We start from the raw sequence: 20698 nt of genomic DNA on the forward strand, positions 1-20698 counted from the left end.
TTTGAGGAAACGAGGGATCACGGTGCGGTGATGTCCATTGGATCGGATCCACGTACTTGCAGACCTTCCGGCGGCAACGGCTGCGGCACACACACGACCTGGCTCCACGACAGCCCGTAGGCGTCCGGCGCATTGGGCATGCGGTAGTCGATGCGGCAGCGCCGCCTGCCATCGGGGTCGACGATCAACGCGCCGCTGTCCTGCGCACCCCGCAGCTGGATCACCCCGCCCTGCCCCACCGCACCGGCCGGCGTGCCGTCTTCGCCCTGCACCACCGCCGCAAACGGCAGCGGCTGGCCCAGCGCGTCGGTGGCGTCGATGAACAGCGTGCGCTCGCGGCGCACCTGGAACGGCACGCGCACGATGCCACCGGCGGTGGGCGCTACACGCTGTGAGGTCTGCAGCAGCTCCACCTCGATCGGCAGGCCGGACGGATCCAGGTCAATGGTGTTCCAGCGATAGGGGCTGATATGCGGCAGCAGCGCGTAGCCATTGCGCGCTACGCGCAGGTCAGTGCTGCTGCCGATGCGTGCGCCCTGCGCACCCGGCGCCTGCACCAGCACGAAGCCGTCGCCCACGGGAGCGCCCAGGTTCAGGCCACCGCTGTGCAGCACCACGCTGCCCGATGCGCCAAGCGACAGGCTGCGGTAGTCGCCACTGCGGCTGTAGCCGGCATTGAGATTGCCACGGCTGCCTTGCCACGCGGCATACGCACTATGGCTGTTCTGTCCATTGCCTTGTGCGCTGGACAGGCTGTAGCTCAGCGCACGTGACTCACCCAGGCTGCCGGTGATGCCCAGCTGCGACTGCCTGCCACTATCGGCGTGGCTGAGCTGGGTGCTGGCACGCGGTGCGTTGGCGCTACGGCCCAGCGGCACGCTGAGGGTGAACGCGTAGCGGGTGTCCTGGCGGCCATCGTCCACGCGGAAGCGCAGCGCGGACACACCGTAGTTGACCCGCCCCAGCGTGCTCTGGAAGCCCACCTGAAAATCGTTGCGGCGTCGGGCGCTGTCCCAGTAAGACACATGGCCGCCGCTGAGATAGAGGTTGCTGCGCTGGCCGACCTTCTGCGAGAAGTTCACCTGGTAGCGCTGGCGGGCGCGCTGGCCGTAACCCCAGTCGTCGCTCTGCGCGCGTGCCACATCGCTGAGGCTGAGGAAGCCGCGCGTACTGTAGCGATACGCAGCCAGGCCGAAGTTGGTACCGGTGCGCGCCACGTAACGTTGGTAATTCACGCGGAAGCTGTTGCCGGTGGCGGTGTCGTTGCCGCGCAGGCGGGCGCGCGAATGGGTGACATCGGCACCGAATGCACCGATGGCCGTGTTGACCGCAGCACCGGCGAGCAGCGCGCGATAATCCTCACCCAGCTGGGCGCCACCCAGCACGGTAAGCCGGTTGCTCAGGCCGCGCGCATAGGTGCCCTCGGTGAAGCGCAGCGCCTGCAGCGTGTTGCCGGTGTCGCGCAGCTCGCCCGCGGTGACCGCAAAGCGCGACGACCCGGCACGCAACGCCTGCGGCACGGCGGAGAAATTGACACTGAAGCGCTGCACGCGGCCATCGGCTTCGGTGACGCTGACGTCCAGATCGCCGCCGAAGTTGGTGGGATACAGATCCTCGATGGTGAATGGACCGGGCGCCACATTGCTTTCGTGGATGATGCTGCCGTTCTGGCGGATGGTGACCACCGCATTGCCTTCGGCAATGCCCTGCACCACCGGTGCATAACCGCGCAGCGAGTCGGGCAGCATGCGCTCGTCGCTGGCCACGCGGATACCTGTGAAAGGCACACTCTCGAACAGCTCGCCACCGGTGTTGCCCTGGCCCAGCAGCAGCTGGCTGTTCCAGCGCGGAATGTCGCGCTGCAGGTGGCTGCTGATGACCTGGTGACGGGTACCCTGGCTGCCATGCGTGAACGACGCGCGGTGGCGCAGGCGCCAAGCACCCAGGTTCAGGCCCGCCTGAAGGCCGAGGTAGCTGCTGTCGCTGCCCTGGCTGCGGTAGTGGTTGGCGCTGTAGTCGATGAAGGCGGCGGTGATGCCGTCGTCGCGCAGTTCCGGTGCCACGAAGCCACGCGCGGCGATGGCTTGGGCCGCTTGCGGAATACTCAGGGACAACTGCAACTCGCCGCTGTCAAAGGTGGTACTGGCGCCCTCCACCAGCGCGGGCAGATCCACACAGGTGCTTTCCTCGGACGGCAGGGCCTCCAGGAACGCAGGCTTCAACGGCAGCCCGCGCACGAGCGCCGGTGTCAGGCATGGCACCGCAATCTGCGGATCGTCTTCGATGACGAAACGGATGTCCTGGCTGCGCAGGAACTGGCCGTTCACATGCACGTCCACCGCGTAGTCGCCAGCCGGCAACGGATTGCCGTTGGCGTATCGCGCCATGTCGATGGCTTCGCCGCCAATCAGGAAGCCTTCGCTGAACTCCACCGGCGCGGCGGCGGCATCGAACCCCAGCCCCGTCGACAACACCGCACCGATGGCGGCGCAGAGCGATCGCGTGACGGCACGGGCGTGGCCAGCAGCAATCATCGGTAGTCGGCGGTCAGCACCGCCTCGCCTTTGACGTCGCCGGGCACCAGCGGGTCGGCCGTACGCAGATAGCGCGCACTGAACGGAATGGCCTGCTGGCCCTTGCTGGACCAGCCATGCGACCACGCCTGGCCGAACTGCACCGGCTGGCCACCGCGCAGCAGCTGCACCTGCACCCCGCCAGCGGTGGCGCCCGGCGCGGGTGCAAGCTGGCCGTTGCTGCTGCCAGGGTCATTGGCGTCGGTGAGCGACAGCTGCACGTCGATGTTGCCCATCGGGCAGTTCATCGCGACGTCAAAGCTGGATTCCTTCGCGTTGCTGCCGCTGGCGGCGAGTTCGTTGGCGACAACGTCGTCGAGGGTGTGGGAAGCGTTGGCGAGGGTGCAGGTAACGGGGGGCATGGAGATCTCCACCGACAGGTGGTGCTGCATCCTCTGGCTCGGATCACCCTCGGGCCAAGATGTAATGGTGCCCAGGTAGCTCATCGGCACCGGCTCCATGGCGCCCCCGCGGAAGAACACAATCACATAGACAGCGACGGTAACCGGTCCAGCAGCTGCAATCGGTATGCCGGGGTGTCGATTGATCGCTCCTACAGCCAAGGCGGGACCACCAAAATTCGAGGGAGCCCCCTCTCTCACACTGTAGCCAAAGCCGATGAGTGGTGAGCGCGAGCTGAAGCTATAGGCCTTGTAGGTGACGCCACCGTAGGTGACATCGCGCTCGTAGGTGAGGCCGGTCAGTGGCGCATCCACGACGAAGGCTGTTTGCCCGGCAGCGCACTCGAACCCCAGGGCGACGGTTCCCGCCGCGCTGGTTCCCAGCCGTTGATCCGGCCGATCCAGATTGGCCCCCCGCAGGGCGAGGCTCAGATCTTGATCTCCCGGACTCAGCCGCGCGCAGCTGGCCCCGGCCTCCAGAATGCACAGGAAAGCGATGACCATCGCACCTACCCGCGCACGCGCCACGCCACGCGGCACATGCGTGCAGACAGGCAGAAGAGCGCGGAACTGCAATGAAAACCGCACGGCGATTCCTCCGGCAACCAATCGAGGCCGCGCAGTCTAGGCAGCGACACTGCCGCTTCCTATCGGATTAATTGCAGTTCGCGAACGTCAACGCGCTTTTACAACTTGTTGCATACCGCAGCCTGACGCGCGCATCGAAACTACCCGGGCTGACTGCCATGGGCGGTCACCGCGTGCCTCCATTCCACTACAGAGAACTGTCATGCCACTCACACTCCGCCTCCTGTCGCTTTCTGCCCTCGCCGTCGTCGCGCCGTCGGTATCTGCCGAAACGCTGGAAATCACGGGCGAACTGATGACCTCCACCTGCTCGGTGGGCTCCACCGGCGGCACCATCACCGTGCCGATGGGCAAGGTCGATCTGGCCTCGGTCAACGCCAGCACCCGTGCCGGCCAGAAGAACTTCACCATCGCGCTGGACTGCTCCGGTTCGGGTGCGTCGCAGGATGTGGGTGTGCGCTTCGGCGGCACGCCCGATGGCAGCACCGGTAACCTGGCACTGACGGCGGCGTCTTCTGCAGCCAATGTTGGCGTGGCCCTGTACGACGCTGCGGGCAACCAGCAGAAGATCGGTGAGGACCCGGCCGTGTGGGTGACCATCGCCGCCGGTGGCAGCGGCCAGCTGGACTACAGCGCGTGGTACGCCTCGCCGGCGCAGAACGCGCAGGCAGGCACCGCTAACGCTTCGGGCGACTTCGTGGTGCTCTACAAGTAATCCGCTTCCGGCAGGCCAGCGCCACGCTGTGCTGGCCTGTCCCCTTGAATGAGGTTGACCATGAAAATCCGCGCCAGGACGTGGATGTACGCACTGCTTGCCGTGTCGGTGGCGCTGCCGGCATCGGCCGCGGTGACACTTCAGGGCACGCGCATCGTGCACGACGCCAGCAAGGGCCGAGACGTAACGGTCAAGGCCAGCAACGTGGGCGAACTGCCGGCGATGACGCAGGTCTGGATCGACGACGGCGACAGCCAGTCGCGTCCGGAGAACGTACGCACGCCGTTCCGGCTGACACCGGCCGAGCCGCGGCTGCTGCAACCCAAGCAGGGCCAGGCATATCGCGTCACCTACGCACCGCGCCCATCGGAGGCGCCGCTGCCGACCGATCGCGAATCGGTGTTCTATTTCAACCTGCTGGATATTCCACCCAAGCCCAGCGATGCCAGCGGCAGGAACCTGCTGCAGTTCGCGGTGCGTACGCGGGTGAAGCTGTTCCATCGCCCCGCCGGGTTGCCGGGCAATGCACGCGACGCCGCAGCCGCACTGCAGTGGACTGCCGATGGCGATGCGCTGCAGGTGCGCAATCCGAGCGCGTACCACGTGACGTTGAGTGCGCTGACCCTTGCCGATGGGCGCAGCGTGGACGTGGACATGATCGCGCCGGGAGCACAGGTGCGTTATGCGCTGCCGGAGGGTGTCACGATGCCAGCGACGGTGGCGTTCAAGTGGCTGGATGATTACGGCACGCCGCGCGAAGCCGAAGCGCGCGTTGCACGGTAGGCGCAAACTGCGCTTACGCACTGCATCGGCGACTGCTTGCATTGAGGGCGGCCCGCGCGGCAGGCTGTAGTCCACACCCGCACGTCGCAGGTTCGCACCATGGCGTCACCCTCGGGCTACGTGCTTGCCACCCTGCAACGATTGCAGCGCCGGCTGCTGTTCGGCGGCGGCGCCATCCTGACCGTGCTGCTGCTGGCTGCCGGCTGCGCGGCGTTGTGGCTGCGGATGGAAACCGTGCATATCAACGAGCGCGAAGCACTACGACGCGGCCAGCAGACGGTGGATCGCTACATTGGCGAGCGCAGGCGGGCCTACGTGGCCAGCTTGAACACCAACGCCATGCTGTGGGCTACCCAGCAAACCGCACTGGTGGCCGGTGGCCTGCCTGTTGCGGCCCGCTTTTCAGCACAGGATGGCCAGGCCGGCGTGGTGGCACCCGGCGCCCTGTCGGTCCCCTGGCTGGCGCTGTCCCCGCGCGAGGGCCGTCTTCCGCCACAGGCGGAGGCGGCGTACCTGGGCATGGTGCAGACCTATTCGGCGTACATGGCCGCCACCGTCGCGGCGCAGGATTCGCCCACTTCCTTGATCTCCTTCGCCTTCGAACCAGAAGGGCGCCTGTTTGCGATCGCCGGGCTGCATGATGAAGCGCAGCTGCTGCAACTCATGAAGGTGCCTACCCGTGAACAGGCACTGGCCGCGCTGGCACAGACCGCCGATGCCGGCTGGCAGTCGGCGGGTGCGGACTCCGAGCTTCAACTGGACAGTGGCCGGCTGCGCGCCTACTTCGGCCGCAATCCGTTCACCGGCGAGGATGCACTGGTCACCCAGATGCGCCTGCGCAGCAATGGCACCCCCTTCATCAACCGGCTGACGTTTGAACCGCTTCAAGGCCTGCGCGAGCGGTTGGAGGAGGCCGGCCCGGGAATGTGGGTGGTGCTGGACCGGCAGGGAAACGATGTTCTGCGCAGTGCTGCGGACGCTGCGATTTCCGGGCCTGCGCTGCGCGCCGCGCCATCGCCCCGGCCTACGCTGTTGGCACTGCCTGCCGGCCGTGCCTTCGTGATGTCCGCACCCTTGCAGGGCATCGACTGGACGCTGCTGCGGCTCTACCGCTGGACCGACATCTGGACGGCGCAGCAGACCTATCTGCTCGGGGGCGGGCTGGCCCTGACCGCCCTGCTGGCCGCGCTGTGGACGCTGTTGCTGCTGGTGGACCGGCGCGTGCTGCGGCCGGCGCTGGAAGAAGCCGCACGGGTGCATGAAAGCGAAGCGTTGAGCCGCACCTTGATCGAAACGTCGCCGGTCGGCCTGTGCCTGCTCGACCAGCAGAGCGGGCAGTTGATCCTGCACAACCAGGCACTGGAGCAGCTGATCGGCGACACCACCGGCAACCTGTTGGACGCACTGGTCGGCCGCCTGGTGCAACGCGTTGACGGCCAGGTACACGGGCAGCTGTTCGAGGCGCCGTCCGCGGACGAGCACGGTCCATCGCGCTACCTGCAATCCATCGTGGCCGCCGCGCGCTACCAGCGGCGGGCGATCTGGGTCTGCGCGGTGACCGATGTGACCGCACAGACCGAAACCCAGCAGCGCCTGCTGGATGCACGGCGTCATGCCGAACAGGCCCAGCACGATGCCGAGGCCGCGGACCAGGCCAAGACCGCCTTCGTGGCAATGATCAGCCATGAAATACGTACCCCTTTGAGCGGCGTGCTCGGCCACCTTGAACTGCTTGCCCGCCAGACCATGCCGGCGGCGGCGCACGCGCATGTCACGCGCGCGCGCAGCGCCGCCGATGTGCTGCAGGGGCTGGTGAACGACACCCTGGATCTTTCCCGTATCGAAGCCGGACTGATGACGCTGGAACCGGCGCCTTTCGACCCGCGTGCGTTGCTGCAGCAGACCGCGACACTGTTCGAGCCACAGGCCAGCGCAAAAGGCCTGCGCCTGGAGCTGCACACCGGCGATGCGCTGGGGCCGGCCTATGTGGCCGACGCAGGCCGCGTGGCGCAGGTGATCAACAACCTGGTGGGCAACGCGGTGAAGTTCACGGCATCGGGAACGGTGGCGGTCAGCATTGATGCCTCGGTGCAGCCCGATGGCAGCGAGTGGCTGCACGTGGAGGTGCGCGATACCGGCCCGGGCATCGATGCCGAAGCACAGGCCGTGTTGTTCAAACCGTTCGTGCAGGTCGGTGCCGGCTCGGCACGGCAGCACGGCGGCAGCGGCCTGGGGCTGGCCTTGTGCCAACGCTTCGCCGAACTGCTCGGCGGCACCCTCGGCGTGCGCAGCACCCCGGGCACCGGCAGCGTTTTCCGCCTGGACATTCCGGCACGCCGGACCACCGCCGTGGCAGGCACACCGCCACGGCCAGCGCCTGTAGAGCGCGCGCATTCCCCGCGTGGCCACGCCTTGCTGGTGGATGACAGCGTGATCAGCCGTGACGTGACGCTGGGGCAACTGCATGCGCTGGGTTGGCAGGTCACCCTCGCGGCCGACGGCGAGGAGGCGTGGCAACGCTGGCGCGCGGGCCGGTTCGACATCGTGCTGACCGATCTGAACATGCCGTACCTGGACGGATACGGGCTGGCCCGGAAACTGCATGCGGATGACCCCTCCATCCCCATCGTCGCACTCACCGCCAATGCGATGCCCGAGGACGCGCAGCGCGTACGCGAGGCCGGCATGTCCACGCTGCTGCTGAAGCCGCTCGACCTGCCGTCGCTGGAGGCCGCGCTGCATGGATTCGACCTCGATCGCTCGGCACAGCCACCCTTACCTCCGGTGGTGAGCGAGGCGGTTCAGCGGCAGATGCGCGAGGCATTCCTGCAGACCGCGCATCGCGACTACGCGGCGCTGACCCAGGCGCTGGACTGTGCCGATGCACCGGCCATGATCGATCAGCTGCACAGCTTCGCCGGCGCGCTGGTATTTCTGGGAGAGGCCCAGGCAGCGCGCAGCTGCCAGCAGGCCGAGCAGGCCTTGCGCAGCACCGGTGCGACAGATGCGACGTCGAAGGCAATCGTCATTGAGGCCATCGCGTTGATCGCGGCTAGCATCGAACGTCAGGTTGCCGCGCAGCAGGCTTGAGCCCGCACCCTCAACCGGCGAAGTGCTGGTAGCCGCCGTCGGCGGCTTCGCCATCCACGTGTACGCCCTGCCCTTCGGCGATACGACCAATACGGGTAAGCGGCACGTCCAGCGATTCGGCCAGGTAGTGCAGCGCGTCGCGCTGATCGGCGGCGGCGGTGAAGCACAGTTCGTAGTCGTCGCCACCGCGCAATGCGCAGTCGCGCGCACCGTCGCGGCCAAGCAGCTCACGCAGCGCGTGCGAGATCGGCAGCGAATCGGCCTCGACATGCGCAGCCACGTTGCTGCGCGTGGCGATGTGGCCCAGATCGGCCAGCAGGCCGTCGGAGACATCCACCGCCGCATGCGCGAAGGCACGCAGGCGCAGGCCGAGGGTCACGCGCGGCGTCGGCCGCAGCAGGCGCAGGCGCAGGCTTTCGTAGTCGGCCAGCAGGGTAGCGGTGGTCACGCTCAGCGCGCCCTGCTGCCACAGGCGCAGCGCACCGGCGGCATCGCCCAGCGTGCCGCTGACCCAGAGGTCGTCGCCCACCTGTGCGCGGTCGCGGCGCAGTGCCTGGCCACGCCCGACCTGGCCCATTGCGGTCACCGACAGCGACAGCGGACCGCGCGTGGTGTCGCCACCGACCAGCGCGATGTCGTGCTGGTCGGCCAGGGCGAAGAAGCCATCGGCAAAGGCCTCGATCCAGTCTTCAGACGCTTCCGGCAGCGACAGCGCCAGCGTGCACCACGCCGGGCGCGCACCCATCGCGGCAAGGTCCGACAGGTTGACCGCCAGGGTCTTCCAGCCGATATCAAAGGCCGGGGTTTCCACCGGGAAGTGCACGCCACTGTTGAGCGTGTCGGCGGTGACCACCAGTTGCTCATTGGCACGCGGCTGCAGCAGCGCGGCGTCGTCACCGATGCCGAGCAGGATGTCGTCGCGCTCGAGGGTGCGGGCGCGGATGCGGTCGATGAGGGCGAATTCGGCCAGGGACATGGGGCGTTCCCGCTGTTGTACGTGCCGCGCAAGGCGCGGTGGGCGGTAGTGCCGGCCGCTGGCCGGCAACCTCAGGATCCCTGCAGCTGCCGGCCAGCGGCCGGCACTACCACAGGCGGGTCAGTGACCCGATTCGACCTTGCGCCATTCCACGGCGGCACGATCCAGCACGCCGTTGACGTAGGTATGGCCATGTTCGGAACCGAAGCGCTTGGCCGATTCGATGGCCTCGTTGATCACCACGCGGTACGGCACGTCCAGGCGGTAGCGAAGCTCGTAGGCGGCCAAGCGCAGCACCGCGCGTTCGATCGCGTCCACTTCCTCGATGCCACGGTCCAGGTACGGGCCGAGCGCTTCGTCGATGTCGCGACGGTTGTCGAGCACGCCATGCACCAGCGCTTCGAAGTACGCCAGGTCGGCGATTTCGCGGGCCTGCTCGTGGGCGAACTGGGCAATCAGCGACTGCGCGTTGCCGCCGGAGATCTGCCAGGCGTAGATGGCCTGCACGGCACGACGACGGGCGCGCGAGCGCAGCACCGGATCGACGCCATCGCGGCGGATGGGTTTACCGGAGGGCTTGCCCTGGGTGTTCTTGTTCATGGCAGCTGCTCCAGAAGATTGACCATTTCCAATGCGGCGAGTGCGACTTCCTCGCCCTTGTTGCCGTGGCTGCCGCCTGCGCGGGCCTCGGCGTCTTCAACGCGTTCCACCGCCAGCACGCCGTTCAGCACCGGCACGCCGAAATCCAGCTGCACGCGCATCAGGCCTTCGGCACAGCGGTCGGCCACGTGTTCGTAGTGGCGGGTGTCGCCACGGATCACGCAGCCCAGGGTGAGGATGGCGGCGTGTTCATGCGCGGCGGCCAGGCGTGCAGCCACCAGCGGCAGTTCCCAGGCACCCGGCACGCGGATCACGTCGATGTTGGCTTCGGTGATGCCGTTGCCGGCCAGACTCAGGCGGGCGCCTGCGACCAGCGCGTCGGTGATGCGGGCGTTCCAGCGGCTGGCCAGGATGGCGAAGCGCGCCGACTCGGGAGTGCGAAGATCGCCTTCGTAGTGGCTCATATGCGGCTTGGGGGACTCGATAAGGGGGTAATTCTAGCGTGGATGGGCCCCGGCCGTGGCTGGCGGGGGCCTGCAGGGTGTGCCGACCAAGGGTCGGCCCCCACCGGTAGTGCCGGCCGCTGGCCGGCAATCCCGGGGATGCGGTTGCCGACCAGCGGCCGGCACTACTCATTACAGGGTCACCGTCTCCACCACTTCCAGGCCGTACCCGGCCAAGCCGATCTGGCGGCGCGGGGTGCCCAGTACGCGCAGCTTGCCCAGGCCCAGGTCGGACAGGATCTGCGCGCCGGCACCGTTGCGGCGCCACTGGCCCACGTCCTTGTCCTTGCCCGGCACCACCGGCGCCGGCTGCTGGCGCAGGCGGGCCAGCAGGGCTTCGCCATCGCGTGGGGCCGACAGCACCACCATCACGCCCGTGCCCTGGGCATCGATCGCACGCAGGGCATCGGTGGCGGCCACGCCGAAGTCGTCGCGGCGCCAATGCAGCAGGTCGGCCAGCGGGTTTTCCACCTGCACGCGCACCAAAGTCGGGGTCTCCGCATCCGGGGTACCCCGGACCAGCGCGAAATGCAGGTCGTGGGCGATGCGGTCGCGGTAGGTCACCAGCTTGAACGGGCCGAATTCGGTGTCGATCTCGCGCTCGTCCACGCGTTCAACGGTCTTTTCGGTGGCCAGGCGGTAGGCGATCAGGTCGGCGATGGAGCCCATCTTCAGGCCGTGCTCGCGGGCGAACACTTCCAGCTCCGGGCGGCGCGCCATGCTGCCATCCGGGTTCAGGATCTCCACCAGCACGCCGGCCGGTTCCAGCCCGGCCAGCATGGCCAGGTCGACGCCGGCTTCGGTATGGCCGGCGCGGGTCAGCACGCCGCCCGGCTGGGCGATCAGCGGGAAGATGTGGCCCGGCTGATGCAGGTCCGACGGCTTGGCGTTGGGCTTGACCGCGGTGCGGATGGTGTGGGCGCGGTCGTGGGCCGAGATGCCGGTGGTAACGCCCTCGGCGGCCTCGATGCTGACCGTGAAGTTGGTCTGGAACTGCGCGGTATTGGCCTGCACCATCGGCGCCAGGCCGAGGTCGGCGGCGCGGGTGCGGGTGAGCGGCAGGCACACCAGGCCACGGCCATGGGTGACCATGAAGTTGATGTCCGACGGCTTGACCAGCTCGGCGGCCATGATCAGGTCGCCTTCGTTCTCTCGGTCTTCGTCATCGACGATGACCACCATGCGGCCCAGGCGGATGTCTTCCAGGATTTCCGGAATCGGGGCGAAATTCATGCGGCATCTCCGTGTGGGTGCTGACCGTTGGTCGGCACACTGATCAACCGCTCCACATAGCGGGCGACCAGATCGATTTCCAGATTGACCGCACTGCCCACGCCGGTGGCAGAGAAGGCGGTGTTGGCCACGGTGTGCGGAATGAGGGCGACTTCAAAGCCTTCATCGTCCACTTCGTTGACGGTGAGGCTGACGCCATCCACGCAGATCGAACCCTTCTTGGCGATGTAGCGGCGCAGCGAGGCCGGCGCGGCGAAGCGCCAGCGCCGGGCACGTGCATCTTCATGGATGGACAGCACCTGGCCGAGGCCGTCGACGTGGCCGCTGACCAGATGGCCGCCGAGGCGGTCGGTCGGGCGCATGGCCCGTTCCAGGTTGATGACCGCACCCTCGCCCAGCTGGCCCAGCGTGGTCAGGCCCAGAGTCTCGGTGGAGGCATCGGCCTGGAAGCTGCGGGCGTCGAACGCGATGACGGTGAGGCAGACGCCGTTGATGGCAATGCTCTCGCCCATCTGCACGTTGTCGAACGGCAGATTCCCGACATTGAAGGTGAAGCGGACATCGCCGCCGATGGATTCGCGTGCGGCCAGACGGCCGACGCCTTCGATGATTCCAGTAAACAAGTAACGTTCTCCGCGAAAAGTGAGCGAAAAACGCCGCAAGGCAAACAGGTGCACGCAGGGCAAGAGCCCTGTGGCACCGTCTTCTTTCATCCGGACTATGACCGTCGGCTCCGGCATTGGACCGGATCTGCTGACCCCCGGCCGTGGGCCGGGGCGCTCGCGGGCTCGTGCTTGCGCACCTACCGCCGGTGGGGAATTGCACCCCGCCCTGAAGACGTTTGTGTACCGGCGAACCGGCCCGCGCAGTGTACCAGCCCGTGCTGAACGGGGTCGGATCCCTTTCCGCAGGAAAGGGCTCTGACCCCATGGACCGGTGGCGCAGCAGCACTGGGGTCAGGGCCGTTTCCCGATGGCAAACGGATCCGACCCCCAACCCCGGTCCGCCCCAGCCTGTGACGGCCGTCTCTCGCATTTTGTAAAACTTTCATTAAAATCCGCAGCGGACGACATGAGGTCGCCACGGGCAGCCGCGAGGGCAGGCCCGCCAATGGACTGAAACTCACAGGAATTCCCATGCGCAAGATCCTGATCGTGGCCGCCCTGCTGGCCGCCGCCCCGTTCTCGGCTTCGGCCGAGGCCCTGAGCTACACCTACGTTGAAGGCGGCTGGACCCAGGTCCAGGTTGACGACAACCTGCTGGACGACCCGAAGGTCGACGGTGGCTACCTGCGCGGTTCGGTCGCGCTGGCCGAGCAGGTCTACGTGTTCGGTGGCTGGTCGCGCACCAGCAAGACCCGCCACTACGGCGAAGATTCGCTGAAGCTGGAACTGAACCAGCCGGAGCTGGGTATCGGCTACCACATGCCGTGGACCGACCGCCTGGACTTCACCGCCGATGCCGCCTGGGTGCGCCAGAACGCCGAATCGACCCTGCGTTATGACGGTGCGCGTTACCACGGCAAGGACCACACCAACCTGGGCCGCGTCACCATGGGCATCCGCGGCAAGCCGTCGCGCATGACCGAAGCCTGGGCCAAGGCCGGCTACATGGATGGCGGCAACAACTACAAGGGCACCTGGGTCGGCACTGTTGGCGGCCAGATCAACTTCACCAAGACCTGGGGTCTGGTGGGCGAGATCTCCGGCTACCGCGACGTCACCCAGTACTCGGCCGGCGTCCGCGCCAGCTTCTGATCCAACGGTCGCTCCTCGTCGTGCGATCGAACGGGCCCCGCAAGGGGCCCGTTTTTTTTGCCCCGCGCGTCGGCACGTGATCACAGGGCGCCGTGGGGCCTGCGCAAAGATGCGCTAGGCTTGCGCGCCTCTGGAACAGGAAACACCGTCATGAAGACCCCCTTGCGTACCCTGCTGGCCAGCGCCCTGCTGGCTGCCCCGCTGCTGGCCAGCGCCGCCCCGGCCACACTGACGCCCGAACAGGCCTTCGATCTGTATGCCCGCGTCCTGCTGGAAGACGACGCCGCCGCGACCCGCACCCTCAACGATGCGCTGAAGCCCGCCTTCGACGGCCAGGACGCGGTAACCCCGAACCCGGGCGCATTGGCCAAGGCGCTGGCCGAACCGTGGCAGGTCGTGCTTGCCAGCACCGGCGCCAAGGCCGACGCGGCCACCAGCGAAGCGCTGTATGCCAAGGCCCTGCGTGATTCGAAGTGCCGCGCCAGCAAGAGCGTGATTGAAGACAACGAATACGTGGACGACCAGAAGCTGGCGCGCATCACCTTCAGCTGCCAGGTGCCCGACCTGGGCAAGGTACGTCCGCTGTTCGCCGCCAGCCTTGCCGCCGACGCCAGCCCGGCCTCGCGCAAGCAGTTCACCGACGCGTACACCCAGGCGCTGCAGAGCGGCGCGCGCGTGCCGGTCAGCGGCACCTTCACCCTGTACCCGGCCAAGGACAACGGCTACTGGTACAGCGGCAACTTCGATGATCTGGTGGGCACCGTGACCGGGGCGCTGGCACCGTTCGAGGAATGGATGCAGGACGTGCAGGCGGCCAGCGCACCGAAGGTGACCGGCGTACCCGGCTGCGACCTGCTGCTGCAGCAGCACCGCAGCTGCGTGGCGAAGATCGCACCCGACCAGATCAGCGGCGTGGATGCGATGGCCGAGGAACTGAAGGCCAAGGCACAGGTCAAGTCAGCCGATGAGATGACGCAGGAGTGCAAGGCACTGCGCCCGATCGCCGAGATGATGTGGACCGACGAGTGCACATAAGCACGATGTAGCGCCGGGGCGTGCCCGGCGATTCCCTGCGGCCCTCAGCCGTCGTCATCATCGTCCGGATGTTCACCGAACTCCGGACGGTTCTGCTGGTATTCGCAGCCGTGCAGGGTCTTGCCGGGCGCCCACGCGCGTACGATGCGCGCGCGATCTTCCAGCCAGCCATCGGCCGCCGTGTCGGTGTCGTGGAAGCCGACGTAGGCGACGTCGTCCCAGCCGTCGTAGGGAGGAAGATCCCAGTCTTCAGCCAGGGCCTGCGCGATGTCTCCATCGAGCTCGGCATAGAGGGTCTGACCGAGCTTCACGAAACGCGAAACGGGCTTGCCGGCGATCATCAGCGGCGACGGCGGCGCCCACCAGGAATAGCCCTCTTCGTCCTCCCCAGTCTTCCAATCCCTGAAGCGCGGGTCAGCCGTGTGGGCTGACATGCCCACCGCCCAACCCGCCGTATAGGCGCGGAGCGCATCGGCCCTGCAGCTCAGCACATCGTCCAGCTCTGCAGCCACATCAATGCCTGGCGCGAACATGGTATCTGGCTCTTTGCCACGCCTGCGCAGCTGCGACATCCGGTCGCCATAGCGATCCTCGCAACCCATCAGCACGGCACCGGTATGGCTGGAGATACGCGATGCAGTCAGCGAGCGCACCTGGAAACCGAAGGCTCCTCTGTTTCGAAGTGAAAGCTCCCGAACGTGGATATGAGGGGCGACCGTTTCACTCAATGGCCGCATCTGCAACTGACTCGAAATCTCGTCCAGCGATACACCGTCGATGATCGCCATCACCGTTTCGGAAAGCACTGCAATGCGCTGCGTCGGATGGCCGAACACCGTGATTGACGACGGTAGAACGACTTCGCGCAGGGACGCATTGGGCTGCTCGGCGACGACCCACGAATCGAACGGATGCGCAACCTCGTCGCCCAGCGCGACCGCCCACAGGTGGCGCGACAACGGTTTCTGCACCGAAGCAGGAGCCCGGCACTCAATGACGGCGGTCAGATCCTGCAGCGCCTGTTCGCTTGTGATGGTACGCACGGCACCGGGCTCATCGCCATCTGCGAATGCGGCAGGTGAAACAACCATCCCAAGCGCAACGAGCGCAGGAAGCATACGGATCCGGAAGGATTGCGCCACGATGGTCACCGCTGTGGGAAACCCAGCACTCTGCATTCGCGTCACGAAGGCAGCTATGAAGAAAGTTTCAAATTCTCCCGAGGTTGCTGCCACAGACAGCAATCCGTAGATTTTCAGAGAAGTTGCATGGACCGATGCATGGAACGCCGCTGATCCTCAGCGAATCTTCCCGCTTCCGCCCACGCCATGTTGAGAGCTCTTTTCGCCCTGCTGCTGTGCGCGCCGCTGGCCGCAGATGCTGCTGCGCTGTCACTGGAAGACACCTTCGATGCCTATGCGCGCGTCATCACCCAGAATGACGAGGACGCCAAGGCCGCCTTGCGCAACAGCCTGCGCACGGCAGGCACGGACGACTACCCGGACATCGGAGACATCGTTGATGCGCTGTATGCCTTCGGAAATCTTGCCGCTGGGTTCGAAGAACCCACGGCCAGTGCCATCACCGCGCGCCGGAAAACCATCCACTGCCGTGCAGTCACGATCGAAGAGGACAGTTTCTCCCGTCGCGGCGTTGTGGACTATCAGTGCACGCTCCCCGATGTTTCTGGCGCCTTTGACGCCTATCGGGAGAATCTGGCTCGCTCACGCGCCGGGGACCCGGATGGCGATGCGTTCAGGGATTTTCTTGGGACCTATGCGAGAACCCTGCGCGACGCGCCTGACACCACGTACATGGCGAGGGCGGAGTTCTCGCGTGTTGGCGACAAGGGTCCATGGAGCAGTGCGGACATGCTGTTCCTTGGCTTGAATCTACTGAAGGAGCTGATGCCGTTCTCCGCTTGGAACGAGCGTATTGAAGCTGAGGAAGACACTGATCAGGTCCGGGCAGAATAGAGGGCTTTCGAGATGCTCACCCACTTCCACAGTATCGCGCGCTCGGCCCTGCTTTTCCTGCAGGCCGTGCTGCTCGCGGGCTGCTCACAGGCCTCACAACCGCCAATGGCCGTACCCGGCTCGGTCGTCAGCCTGTCGCCACCTCCCGGGTTCACCCTCGCCCCCAACTTCTCCGGCTTTGTCAGTGAAGATGGACGAGCCAGTATCCTGATCGCCGAACTGCCCGCCGAGGCCAGCAGCGCAGTCGGAGCACTCTTCGTGGATGAGCCCGCTGCGCGAAACCGCTTTGCCAGCCAGGGCGTCCACGTCGATCGACTGGAATCGCTCAGCATCGAAGGGCGAACGGTTCCCGTAGTCATTGGCAGCCAGGTGGCCCACGGTTACAGCTTCGAGAAGTGGACGGCGCTTTTCCGCGGCTCCCCCACTGTCATGATCACGGTGCAAGCTCCACGCGACCATGCACTGACGCACAGCCAAGCGATGCAGGCCCTTTCCTCGGTAACGATCGGCGCACAGGCCACACGCGAACAGAAGATTGCGGCTTTGCCTTTCACCCTCACGCCGGAGCCGCCGTTCCGGCTGATCGATACGCTCTCAAGCTCGGCAATGCTGCTCACGGCTGGCGAACTGGATACGGATCCCGAAGGCCGCCAACCCTCGGTGATTGTCGCATCCCAGCTTTCTCTCCCGTTTGCCTCGAACGATCTACAGAAGGTGTCCGATCAGCTGATTGCAGGAACTGTCAGGATTCAGGGCGGAACGATTACCTCAAGAAAGGACATGCCGTTCGGTGGTATCACCGGGCATCGGGTTGATGGGATAACACCGGACGGACGCCGCTACCGCCACTATCTCGCCCTCTGGCCGGGTGAGCGATTCGTGCGGTTGGTCGCCATCCTGCCGGCAGACAGTTCCAAGGCAGTGGAAGACGCGGTTGATGCCATGGCCGCTTCGGTCCGATTCCGCGAGCCATGACAACACTGGTGCCGTCCGCCAGGCTCGCGCGATTCTGTAGCGCCGGGTCAAGCGCGGCACCTTTCCCAACGCCGCACATTTTCAGACACGTTGCATGGACCCTGCATGAAGTTCCCCTGATCCTCATGGCCGTCCCGGATCGCCCGTGTGCCCCATGCTGAAACCCATCCTCCTGCTGGGAGCGCCGCTCACTGCTGCCGCCGCGCCCCCTGCTGCGCTCTCACTGGAAGAGACCTTCGAGACCTATGTGCAGGTCATCGTTCGCGGCGACACGCCGTCGAAAGAGAAGCTGCGGCACCATCTGCGTGCATTCGCGAACAGCGACAGAATTGATGTGACCGTCGACGCCATCGATGCGCTTCAGCTGCCCAAGGCCGCCTTCAACGGTACGGCAATGGAACCGGTTGCCAGCGCTCTGGAGATGCGGCAGAAGGCCCTGTCCTGCACCATCACTGACATCACCCGGGAGACGGTGCATTCAACGCCACAGGCAACCGTGGCGTATCGCTGCGCTTTCCCCGACCTCTCGGGCTTCTTTCCGACCTACCGCGACGCGCAGAAGCGACGTGCCGACGTCGGCCGTGATGATCCCGAACACGCCAAGGCCCTCTTCGTGGCATTCGCCAACGCCCTGCGCGACGCGCCGGATCGCTCACATGAGGGCAGCGCCGTGTTCCTGCAGGCCCGAGGCAAAGGTCACTGGATGCCCCTCGACCTGCCGTCGCTGGGTAACACGCTGCTGCAGCAGGTACTGCCCTTCGACGCATGGAACACGCGGATCGCAGCGGAATCCGTACCTGTGGTTACCAGCATTCCCACCTGCGACCTGATGATGGCCGACCAGCTGAGGTTCTTTGCCCGGCATCACCCGCAGAGTCCCTTTCTGAGCAACGGCGTACTGCAACGCAATCTGCTCAAGCGCGTGGAGGGAATGAGCGATGCGGAGGCGACGCGCGACTGCCAGATCGTCCATGAGCGCAACCGGGAGCTGTGGAACAGCGAGAAGACCGACTGAGGTCGGGGCGTCATGATCCGGCATCTGGTGATCCCGCTGCTGGGCCTGCCGCTCTGGGATGCGCCGCGCCGGGCATCGAGCGTCAAGCGCGTATCGAAACACTGCTCCAGCACTGGGCCATCGAGCTGTGCGATCTCACATAGCATCCTCCTGGTGTGACGTGCTGGCCGGATAGGGCGGCGAAACGTGCAGCTCATCCGTGCCCGGCGCATCGTCACCGACGACCAGGGCGACTGCATTTTCAGAACCGTTGCATGGCCGTGCGCACACTGCGTGATCAATGCTGTTGTCCTCTTCCACGAGGGCAACAGCATGAAACACCGCACAACCTCGACCACGGCCCAGCTTGTCGCGCTGATGGCGTGCTGGCACGCCGAAGCGTCCAGACCCAGGACCTTCTTCGTGCAACCTTCGGTTGCGTTCGAGTCGACCCAGCTGCGCGACCGCGACATCGACGCGCAACTGAGCGAGAACGACGATTGCCGGGCGTTCCTGCAGTACCACGATCAGTGCGCACCGTCGGTACTGCCGGACGAGTACGACCAGGGCATCAGCCGGCGCAGGCTGCGGTGGAAGTCAACGCAACTGACGGGAGAAGCACTCGGTGCCTACTGCCGTGACCTGCATCTGCTGTGGAAGCAGCAATGGAAAGAGCAGTGCCCCGCCCACGAGGACGAGGGCACCTGACAGCGCCGGAACGGGGCCAGTGCCCCGCGATTGACTCACGGGCGCAACAGCAGCCGGATGTCCTCGCCGACCTGGCGCTGGTCAACCACGCGCAGGCGGCGCTGCTGGCCCATTGCCTCGATGCCCAGGCCCGCCAGCAACGGACGACCGTTGTCGCCCAGCAGCGTGGGCGCCTGGTACAGCAGCAGTTCGTCCACCCAGCCAGCGCGCAGCAGCGCACCGGCCAGTGTCGCGCCGGCTTCGGTATGCACCTCGTTGATGCCACGCTCGGCCAGCAGCGCCAGCACCGCACCCAGGTCCAACCGCCCCTCTGCGCTGGGCACGCTGGCAAATTCGGCGTCGGCCGCATCCGGTGCGCTCACCGCCGCATCGTGCAGGTACAGCGTCGGCGCACCGCCCTCGCGCACACGGCTGCATTCGAGCGAACGCAGGCGCGAATCGAGCACCACGCGCAGTGGCGGCATCACTTCGGCACCGGCCAGGCGCACGGTCAACATCGGGTCGTCGGCCAGCACGGTATCGGCGCCAGTCAGGATCGCACCGGCGCGAGCGCGCCAGTGCTGCACGTCCTCGCGCGCAGCCGGCCCGGTGATCCACTTGGAGCTGCCGTCGGCCATCGCGGTGCGGCCATCGAGGCTGGCGGCCAGCTTCACCCGCAGCCACGGGCGGTTGCGCTCCACGCGTGACAGGAAGCCCTTGTTGAGCTCGCGCGCCGGCGCCGCCATCAGTCCTTCGGCAACCTCGATACCTGCATTGCGCAGCAGATCGAAGCCACCGCCATCAACCTTCGGGAAGGGATCGCGCATCGCCGCCACCACGCGCGTCACGCCCGCTTCGATCAGCGCCAGTGCGCACGGCGGCGTGCGCCCGTAGTGGGCGCAGGGCTCCAGGGTGACATAAGCGGTGGCACCGCGGGCCTCGCTGCCGGCTTCGCGCAGTGCGAATACTTCAGCGTGCGGCCCCCCTGCGCGCTGGTGCCAGCCCTGCCCGACCACGCGTGCGCCGTGGGCGATCACGCAGCCGACCATCGGGTTGGGCCGGGTGGTATAGGCAGCGCGCTCGGCCAGGCGCAGCGCGTTGGCCATGTGCAGGTGGTCGAGGACGGAGAACGAGGGTGTCATGCGACCATGGTAACGCTGCCGGTGTTGATCCATGCCATCGGTGCCAATCCAGGTTGGCACCCACCCAGGCAGAGGCGGTCAGCCCTTCTTCTTCTTGGTCAGGGCGATCACATCGCCCAGCAGCTGCAGCTGTTCGGTGCTGGACGGCAGGTCGCGCTCGAGCTTCTCGATCTCCTCGCGGAAATCGGCCACGTCCTCGAAGCTGCGGTACACCGAAGCGAAGCGCACGTAGCCCACATGGTCGAGCTTGCGCAGTTCGTTCATGACGAACTCGCCAACCTTGATCGAGGGCACTTCGCGCTCGCCGCTGATGCGCAGCTGGTGCACCACCGCACGTACCGCCGCCTCGATCTTGTCTTCGGGCACCGCGCGCTTCTGCAGCGCGCGGTCGAACCCCGCGCGGACCTTGCGCTGGTCGAACGCTTCGCGGGTGCCATCGCTCTTGACGATGGCCGGCAGCTTCAGCTCGACCGTTTCCAGAGTGCTGAAGCGCTCGCCGCAGGCTTCGCATTCCCGCCGACGGCGAATCGTCGCGCCGTCTTCAGAGACGCGCGAGTCGATGACCCGGGTATCGGCATGTTGGCAGAAGGGGCAATGCATGGAACGCCTGGCTCAGGGAGCAATTGCCACGATCATGGCAGCGTCGCAAAGGTACCTGAGAAAGGGCGCC

At 66.4% G+C, this 20698-nt stretch carries 19 protein-coding genes and 1 riboswitch; of the genes, 9 read left to right on the forward strand and 10 right to left on the reverse strand.

The window, feature by feature from the left end; translation table 11 throughout:
- Window positions 1-17 precede the first annotated feature (17 nt).
- Window positions 18-2534, reverse strand: a complete 2517-nt coding sequence (locus AC5P7S_RS08130) for a fimbria/pilus outer membrane usher protein (RefSeq protein WP_095378059.1) — start codon at window positions 2532-2534, stop codon at window positions 18-20.
- On the reverse strand, window positions 2531-3478 hold the full coding sequence (locus tag AC5P7S_RS08135; protein ID WP_242441360.1) for a fimbrial protein: 948 nt from the start codon (window positions 3476-3478) through the stop codon (window positions 2531-2533). The genes AC5P7S_RS08130 and AC5P7S_RS08135 overlap by 4 nt, the downstream gene beginning before the upstream one ends.
- A 286-nt stretch (window positions 3479-3764) precedes the next feature.
- Between AC5P7S_RS08135 and AC5P7S_RS08140 the strand changes: the two genes are divergently transcribed.
- From AC5P7S_RS08140 to AC5P7S_RS08150, 3 genes are all read left to right on the forward strand, one after another.
- Window positions 3765-4277 (forward strand): fimbrial protein, encoded by a 513-nt coding sequence (locus AC5P7S_RS08140; RefSeq protein WP_095378060.1) that lies wholly within the window; start codon window positions 3765-3767, stop codon window positions 4275-4277.
- 60 nt (window positions 4278-4337) lie between these two features.
- Window positions 4338-5060 (forward strand): fimbrial biogenesis chaperone, encoded by a 723-nt coding sequence (locus AC5P7S_RS08145; RefSeq protein WP_095378061.1) that lies wholly within the window; start codon window positions 4338-4340, stop codon window positions 5058-5060.
- A 99-nt stretch (window positions 5061-5159) separates the two neighbouring features.
- Window positions 5160-8150 carry an ATP-binding protein gene (locus tag AC5P7S_RS08150; RefSeq protein WP_095378062.1) on the forward strand — a complete coding sequence of 997 codons (2991 nt, stop codon included), beginning with the start codon at window positions 5160-5162 and terminating at the stop codon, window positions 8148-8150.
- 10 nt (window positions 8151-8160) lie between these two features.
- Here AC5P7S_RS08150 and thiL read toward each other — a convergent pair whose 3' ends face one another.
- The 5 genes from thiL to AC5P7S_RS08175 all read right to left on the reverse strand — a co-directional run bounded on the left by thiL (window position 8161) and on the right by AC5P7S_RS08175 (window position 12085).
- Entirely contained in the window at window positions 8161-9126 is a 966-nt protein-coding gene (thiL, locus tag AC5P7S_RS08155) for a thiamine-phosphate kinase (RefSeq protein WP_095378063.1), read from the reverse strand.
- Between the two features lie 120 nt (window positions 9127-9246).
- Window positions 9247-9726: a transcription antitermination factor NusB gene (gene nusB / locus AC5P7S_RS08160; RefSeq protein WP_072167837.1), complete on the reverse strand. Its 480-nt coding sequence runs from the start codon at window positions 9724-9726 to the stop codon at window positions 9247-9249.
- Window positions 9723-10190 carry a 6,7-dimethyl-8-ribityllumazine synthase gene (ribH, locus tag AC5P7S_RS08165; protein ID WP_005415267.1) on the reverse strand — a complete coding sequence of 156 codons (468 nt, stop codon included), beginning with the start codon at window positions 10188-10190 and terminating at the stop codon, window positions 9723-9725. The genes nusB and ribH overlap by 4 nt, the downstream gene beginning before the upstream one ends.
- 171 nt (window positions 10191-10361) lie before the next feature.
- On the reverse strand, window positions 10362-11462 hold the full coding sequence (ribB, locus tag AC5P7S_RS08170; RefSeq protein WP_095378064.1) for a 3,4-dihydroxy-2-butanone-4-phosphate synthase: 1101 nt from the start codon (window positions 11460-11462) through the stop codon (window positions 10362-10364).
- A complete protein-coding gene (locus tag AC5P7S_RS08175; protein WP_095378065.1) occupies window positions 11459-12085 on the reverse strand; it encodes a riboflavin synthase in 627 nt (208 codons plus the stop codon). Before AC5P7S_RS08175 ends, ribB begins: the two co-directional genes overlap by 4 nt.
- Before the next feature lie 74 nt (window positions 12086-12159).
- A riboswitch (FMN riboswitch) is annotated at window positions 12160-12305 on the reverse strand.
- 293 nt (window positions 12306-12598) lie between these two features.
- Here AC5P7S_RS08175 and AC5P7S_RS08180 point away from each other — a divergent pair.
- Window positions 12599-13219: a hypothetical protein gene (locus AC5P7S_RS08180; protein ID WP_095378066.1), complete on the forward strand. Its 621-nt coding sequence runs from the start codon at window positions 12599-12601 to the stop codon at window positions 13217-13219.
- Between the two features lie 150 nt (window positions 13220-13369).
- Window positions 13370-14254, forward strand: a complete 885-nt coding sequence (locus tag AC5P7S_RS08185; RefSeq protein ID WP_065178778.1) for a hypothetical protein — start codon at window positions 13370-13372, stop codon at window positions 14252-14254.
- 44 nt (window positions 14255-14298) lie between these two features.
- Here AC5P7S_RS08185 and AC5P7S_RS08190 read toward each other — a convergent pair whose 3' ends face one another.
- Window positions 14299-15489, reverse strand: a complete 1191-nt coding sequence (locus AC5P7S_RS08190) for a hypothetical protein (protein ID WP_242441361.1) — start codon at window positions 15487-15489, stop codon at window positions 14299-14301.
- 93 nt (window positions 15490-15582) lie between these two features.
- Between AC5P7S_RS08190 and AC5P7S_RS08195 the strand changes: the two genes are divergently transcribed.
- From AC5P7S_RS08195 to AC5P7S_RS08210, 4 genes are all read left to right on the forward strand, one after another.
- Window positions 15583-16230 (forward strand): hypothetical protein, encoded by a 648-nt coding sequence (locus AC5P7S_RS08195; RefSeq protein ID WP_095378068.1) that lies wholly within the window; start codon window positions 15583-15585, stop codon window positions 16228-16230.
- A gap of 12 nt (window positions 16231-16242) precedes the next feature.
- Entirely contained in the window at window positions 16243-17205 is a 963-nt protein-coding gene (locus tag AC5P7S_RS08200; protein ID WP_095378069.1) for a hypothetical protein, read from the forward strand.
- A 154-nt stretch (window positions 17206-17359) separates the two neighbouring features.
- Complete coding sequence (locus AC5P7S_RS08205; protein ID WP_095378070.1) at window positions 17360-18220, forward strand: hypothetical protein; 861 nt, start codon at window positions 17360-17362, stop codon at window positions 18218-18220.
- Between the two features lie 186 nt (window positions 18221-18406).
- Complete coding sequence (locus AC5P7S_RS08210) at window positions 18407-18907, forward strand: hypothetical protein (protein ID WP_242441362.1); 501 nt, start codon at window positions 18407-18409, stop codon at window positions 18905-18907.
- A gap of 35 nt (window positions 18908-18942) precedes the next feature.
- On the opposite strand, the gene ribD is transcribed toward AC5P7S_RS08210, so the two are convergent.
- Both ribD and nrdR read right to left on the reverse strand, forming a co-directional pair.
- Complete coding sequence (ribD, locus tag AC5P7S_RS08215) at window positions 18943-20028, reverse strand: bifunctional diaminohydroxyphosphoribosylaminopyrimidine deaminase/5-amino-6-(5-phosphoribosylamino)uracil reductase RibD (RefSeq protein WP_170944934.1); 1086 nt, start codon at window positions 20026-20028, stop codon at window positions 18943-18945.
- Between the two features lie 78 nt (window positions 20029-20106).
- Complete coding sequence (nrdR, locus tag AC5P7S_RS08220; RefSeq protein ID WP_005415256.1) at window positions 20107-20628, reverse strand: transcriptional regulator NrdR; 522 nt, start codon at window positions 20626-20628, stop codon at window positions 20107-20109.
- Window positions 20629-20698 lie beyond the last annotated feature (70 nt).

This window comes from Stenotrophomonas sp. YJH_SMC_32 (assembly GCF_059369975.1).

Coding starts and splice junctions, on each gene's coding strand:
- ribH (WP_005415267.1), bottom strand. CDS start 10,190: ATGAGCCACTACGAAGGCGATCTTCGCACTCCCGAGTCGGCGCGCTTC.
- nusB (WP_072167837.1), bottom strand. CDS start 9,726: ATGAACAAGAACACCCAGGGCAAGCCCTCCGGTAAACCCATCCGCCGC.
- AC5P7S_RS08135 (WP_242441360.1), bottom strand. CDS start 3,478: ATGGTCATCGCTTTCCTGTGCATTCTGGAGGCCGGGGCCAGCTGCGCG.
- ribB (WP_095378064.1), bottom strand. CDS start 11,462: ATGAATTTCGCCCCGATTCCGGAAATCCTGGAAGACATCCGCCTGGGC.
- AC5P7S_RS08200 (WP_095378069.1), top strand. CDS start 16,243: ATGCTCACCCACTTCCACAGTATCGCGCGCTCGGCCCTGCTTTTCCTG.
- AC5P7S_RS08150 (WP_095378062.1), top strand. CDS start 5,160: ATGGCGTCACCCTCGGGCTACGTGCTTGCCACCCTGCAACGATTGCAG.
- ribD (WP_170944934.1), bottom strand. CDS start 20,028: ATGACACCCTCGTTCTCCGTCCTCGACCACCTGCACATGGCCAACGCG.
- AC5P7S_RS08130 (WP_095378059.1), bottom strand. CDS start 2,534: ATGATTGCTGCTGGCCACGCCCGTGCCGTCACGCGATCGCTCTGCGCC.
- thiL (WP_095378063.1), bottom strand. CDS start 9,126: ATGTCCCTGGCCGAATTCGCCCTCATCGACCGCATCCGCGCCCGCACC.
- AC5P7S_RS08145 (WP_095378061.1), top strand. CDS start 4,338: ATGAAAATCCGCGCCAGGACGTGGATGTACGCACTGCTTGCCGTGTCG.
- AC5P7S_RS08205 (WP_095378070.1), top strand. CDS start 17,360: ATGCTGAAACCCATCCTCCTGCTGGGAGCGCCGCTCACTGCTGCCGCC.
- AC5P7S_RS08140 (WP_095378060.1), top strand. CDS start 3,765: ATGCCACTCACACTCCGCCTCCTGTCGCTTTCTGCCCTCGCCGTCGTC.
- nrdR (WP_005415256.1), bottom strand. CDS start 20,628: ATGCATTGCCCCTTCTGCCAACATGCCGATACCCGGGTCATCGACTCG.
- AC5P7S_RS08180 (WP_095378066.1), top strand. CDS start 12,599: ATGCGCAAGATCCTGATCGTGGCCGCCCTGCTGGCCGCCGCCCCGTTC.
- AC5P7S_RS08185 (WP_065178778.1), top strand. CDS start 13,370: ATGAAGACCCCCTTGCGTACCCTGCTGGCCAGCGCCCTGCTGGCTGCC.
- AC5P7S_RS08195 (WP_095378068.1), top strand. CDS start 15,583: ATGTTGAGAGCTCTTTTCGCCCTGCTGCTGTGCGCGCCGCTGGCCGCA.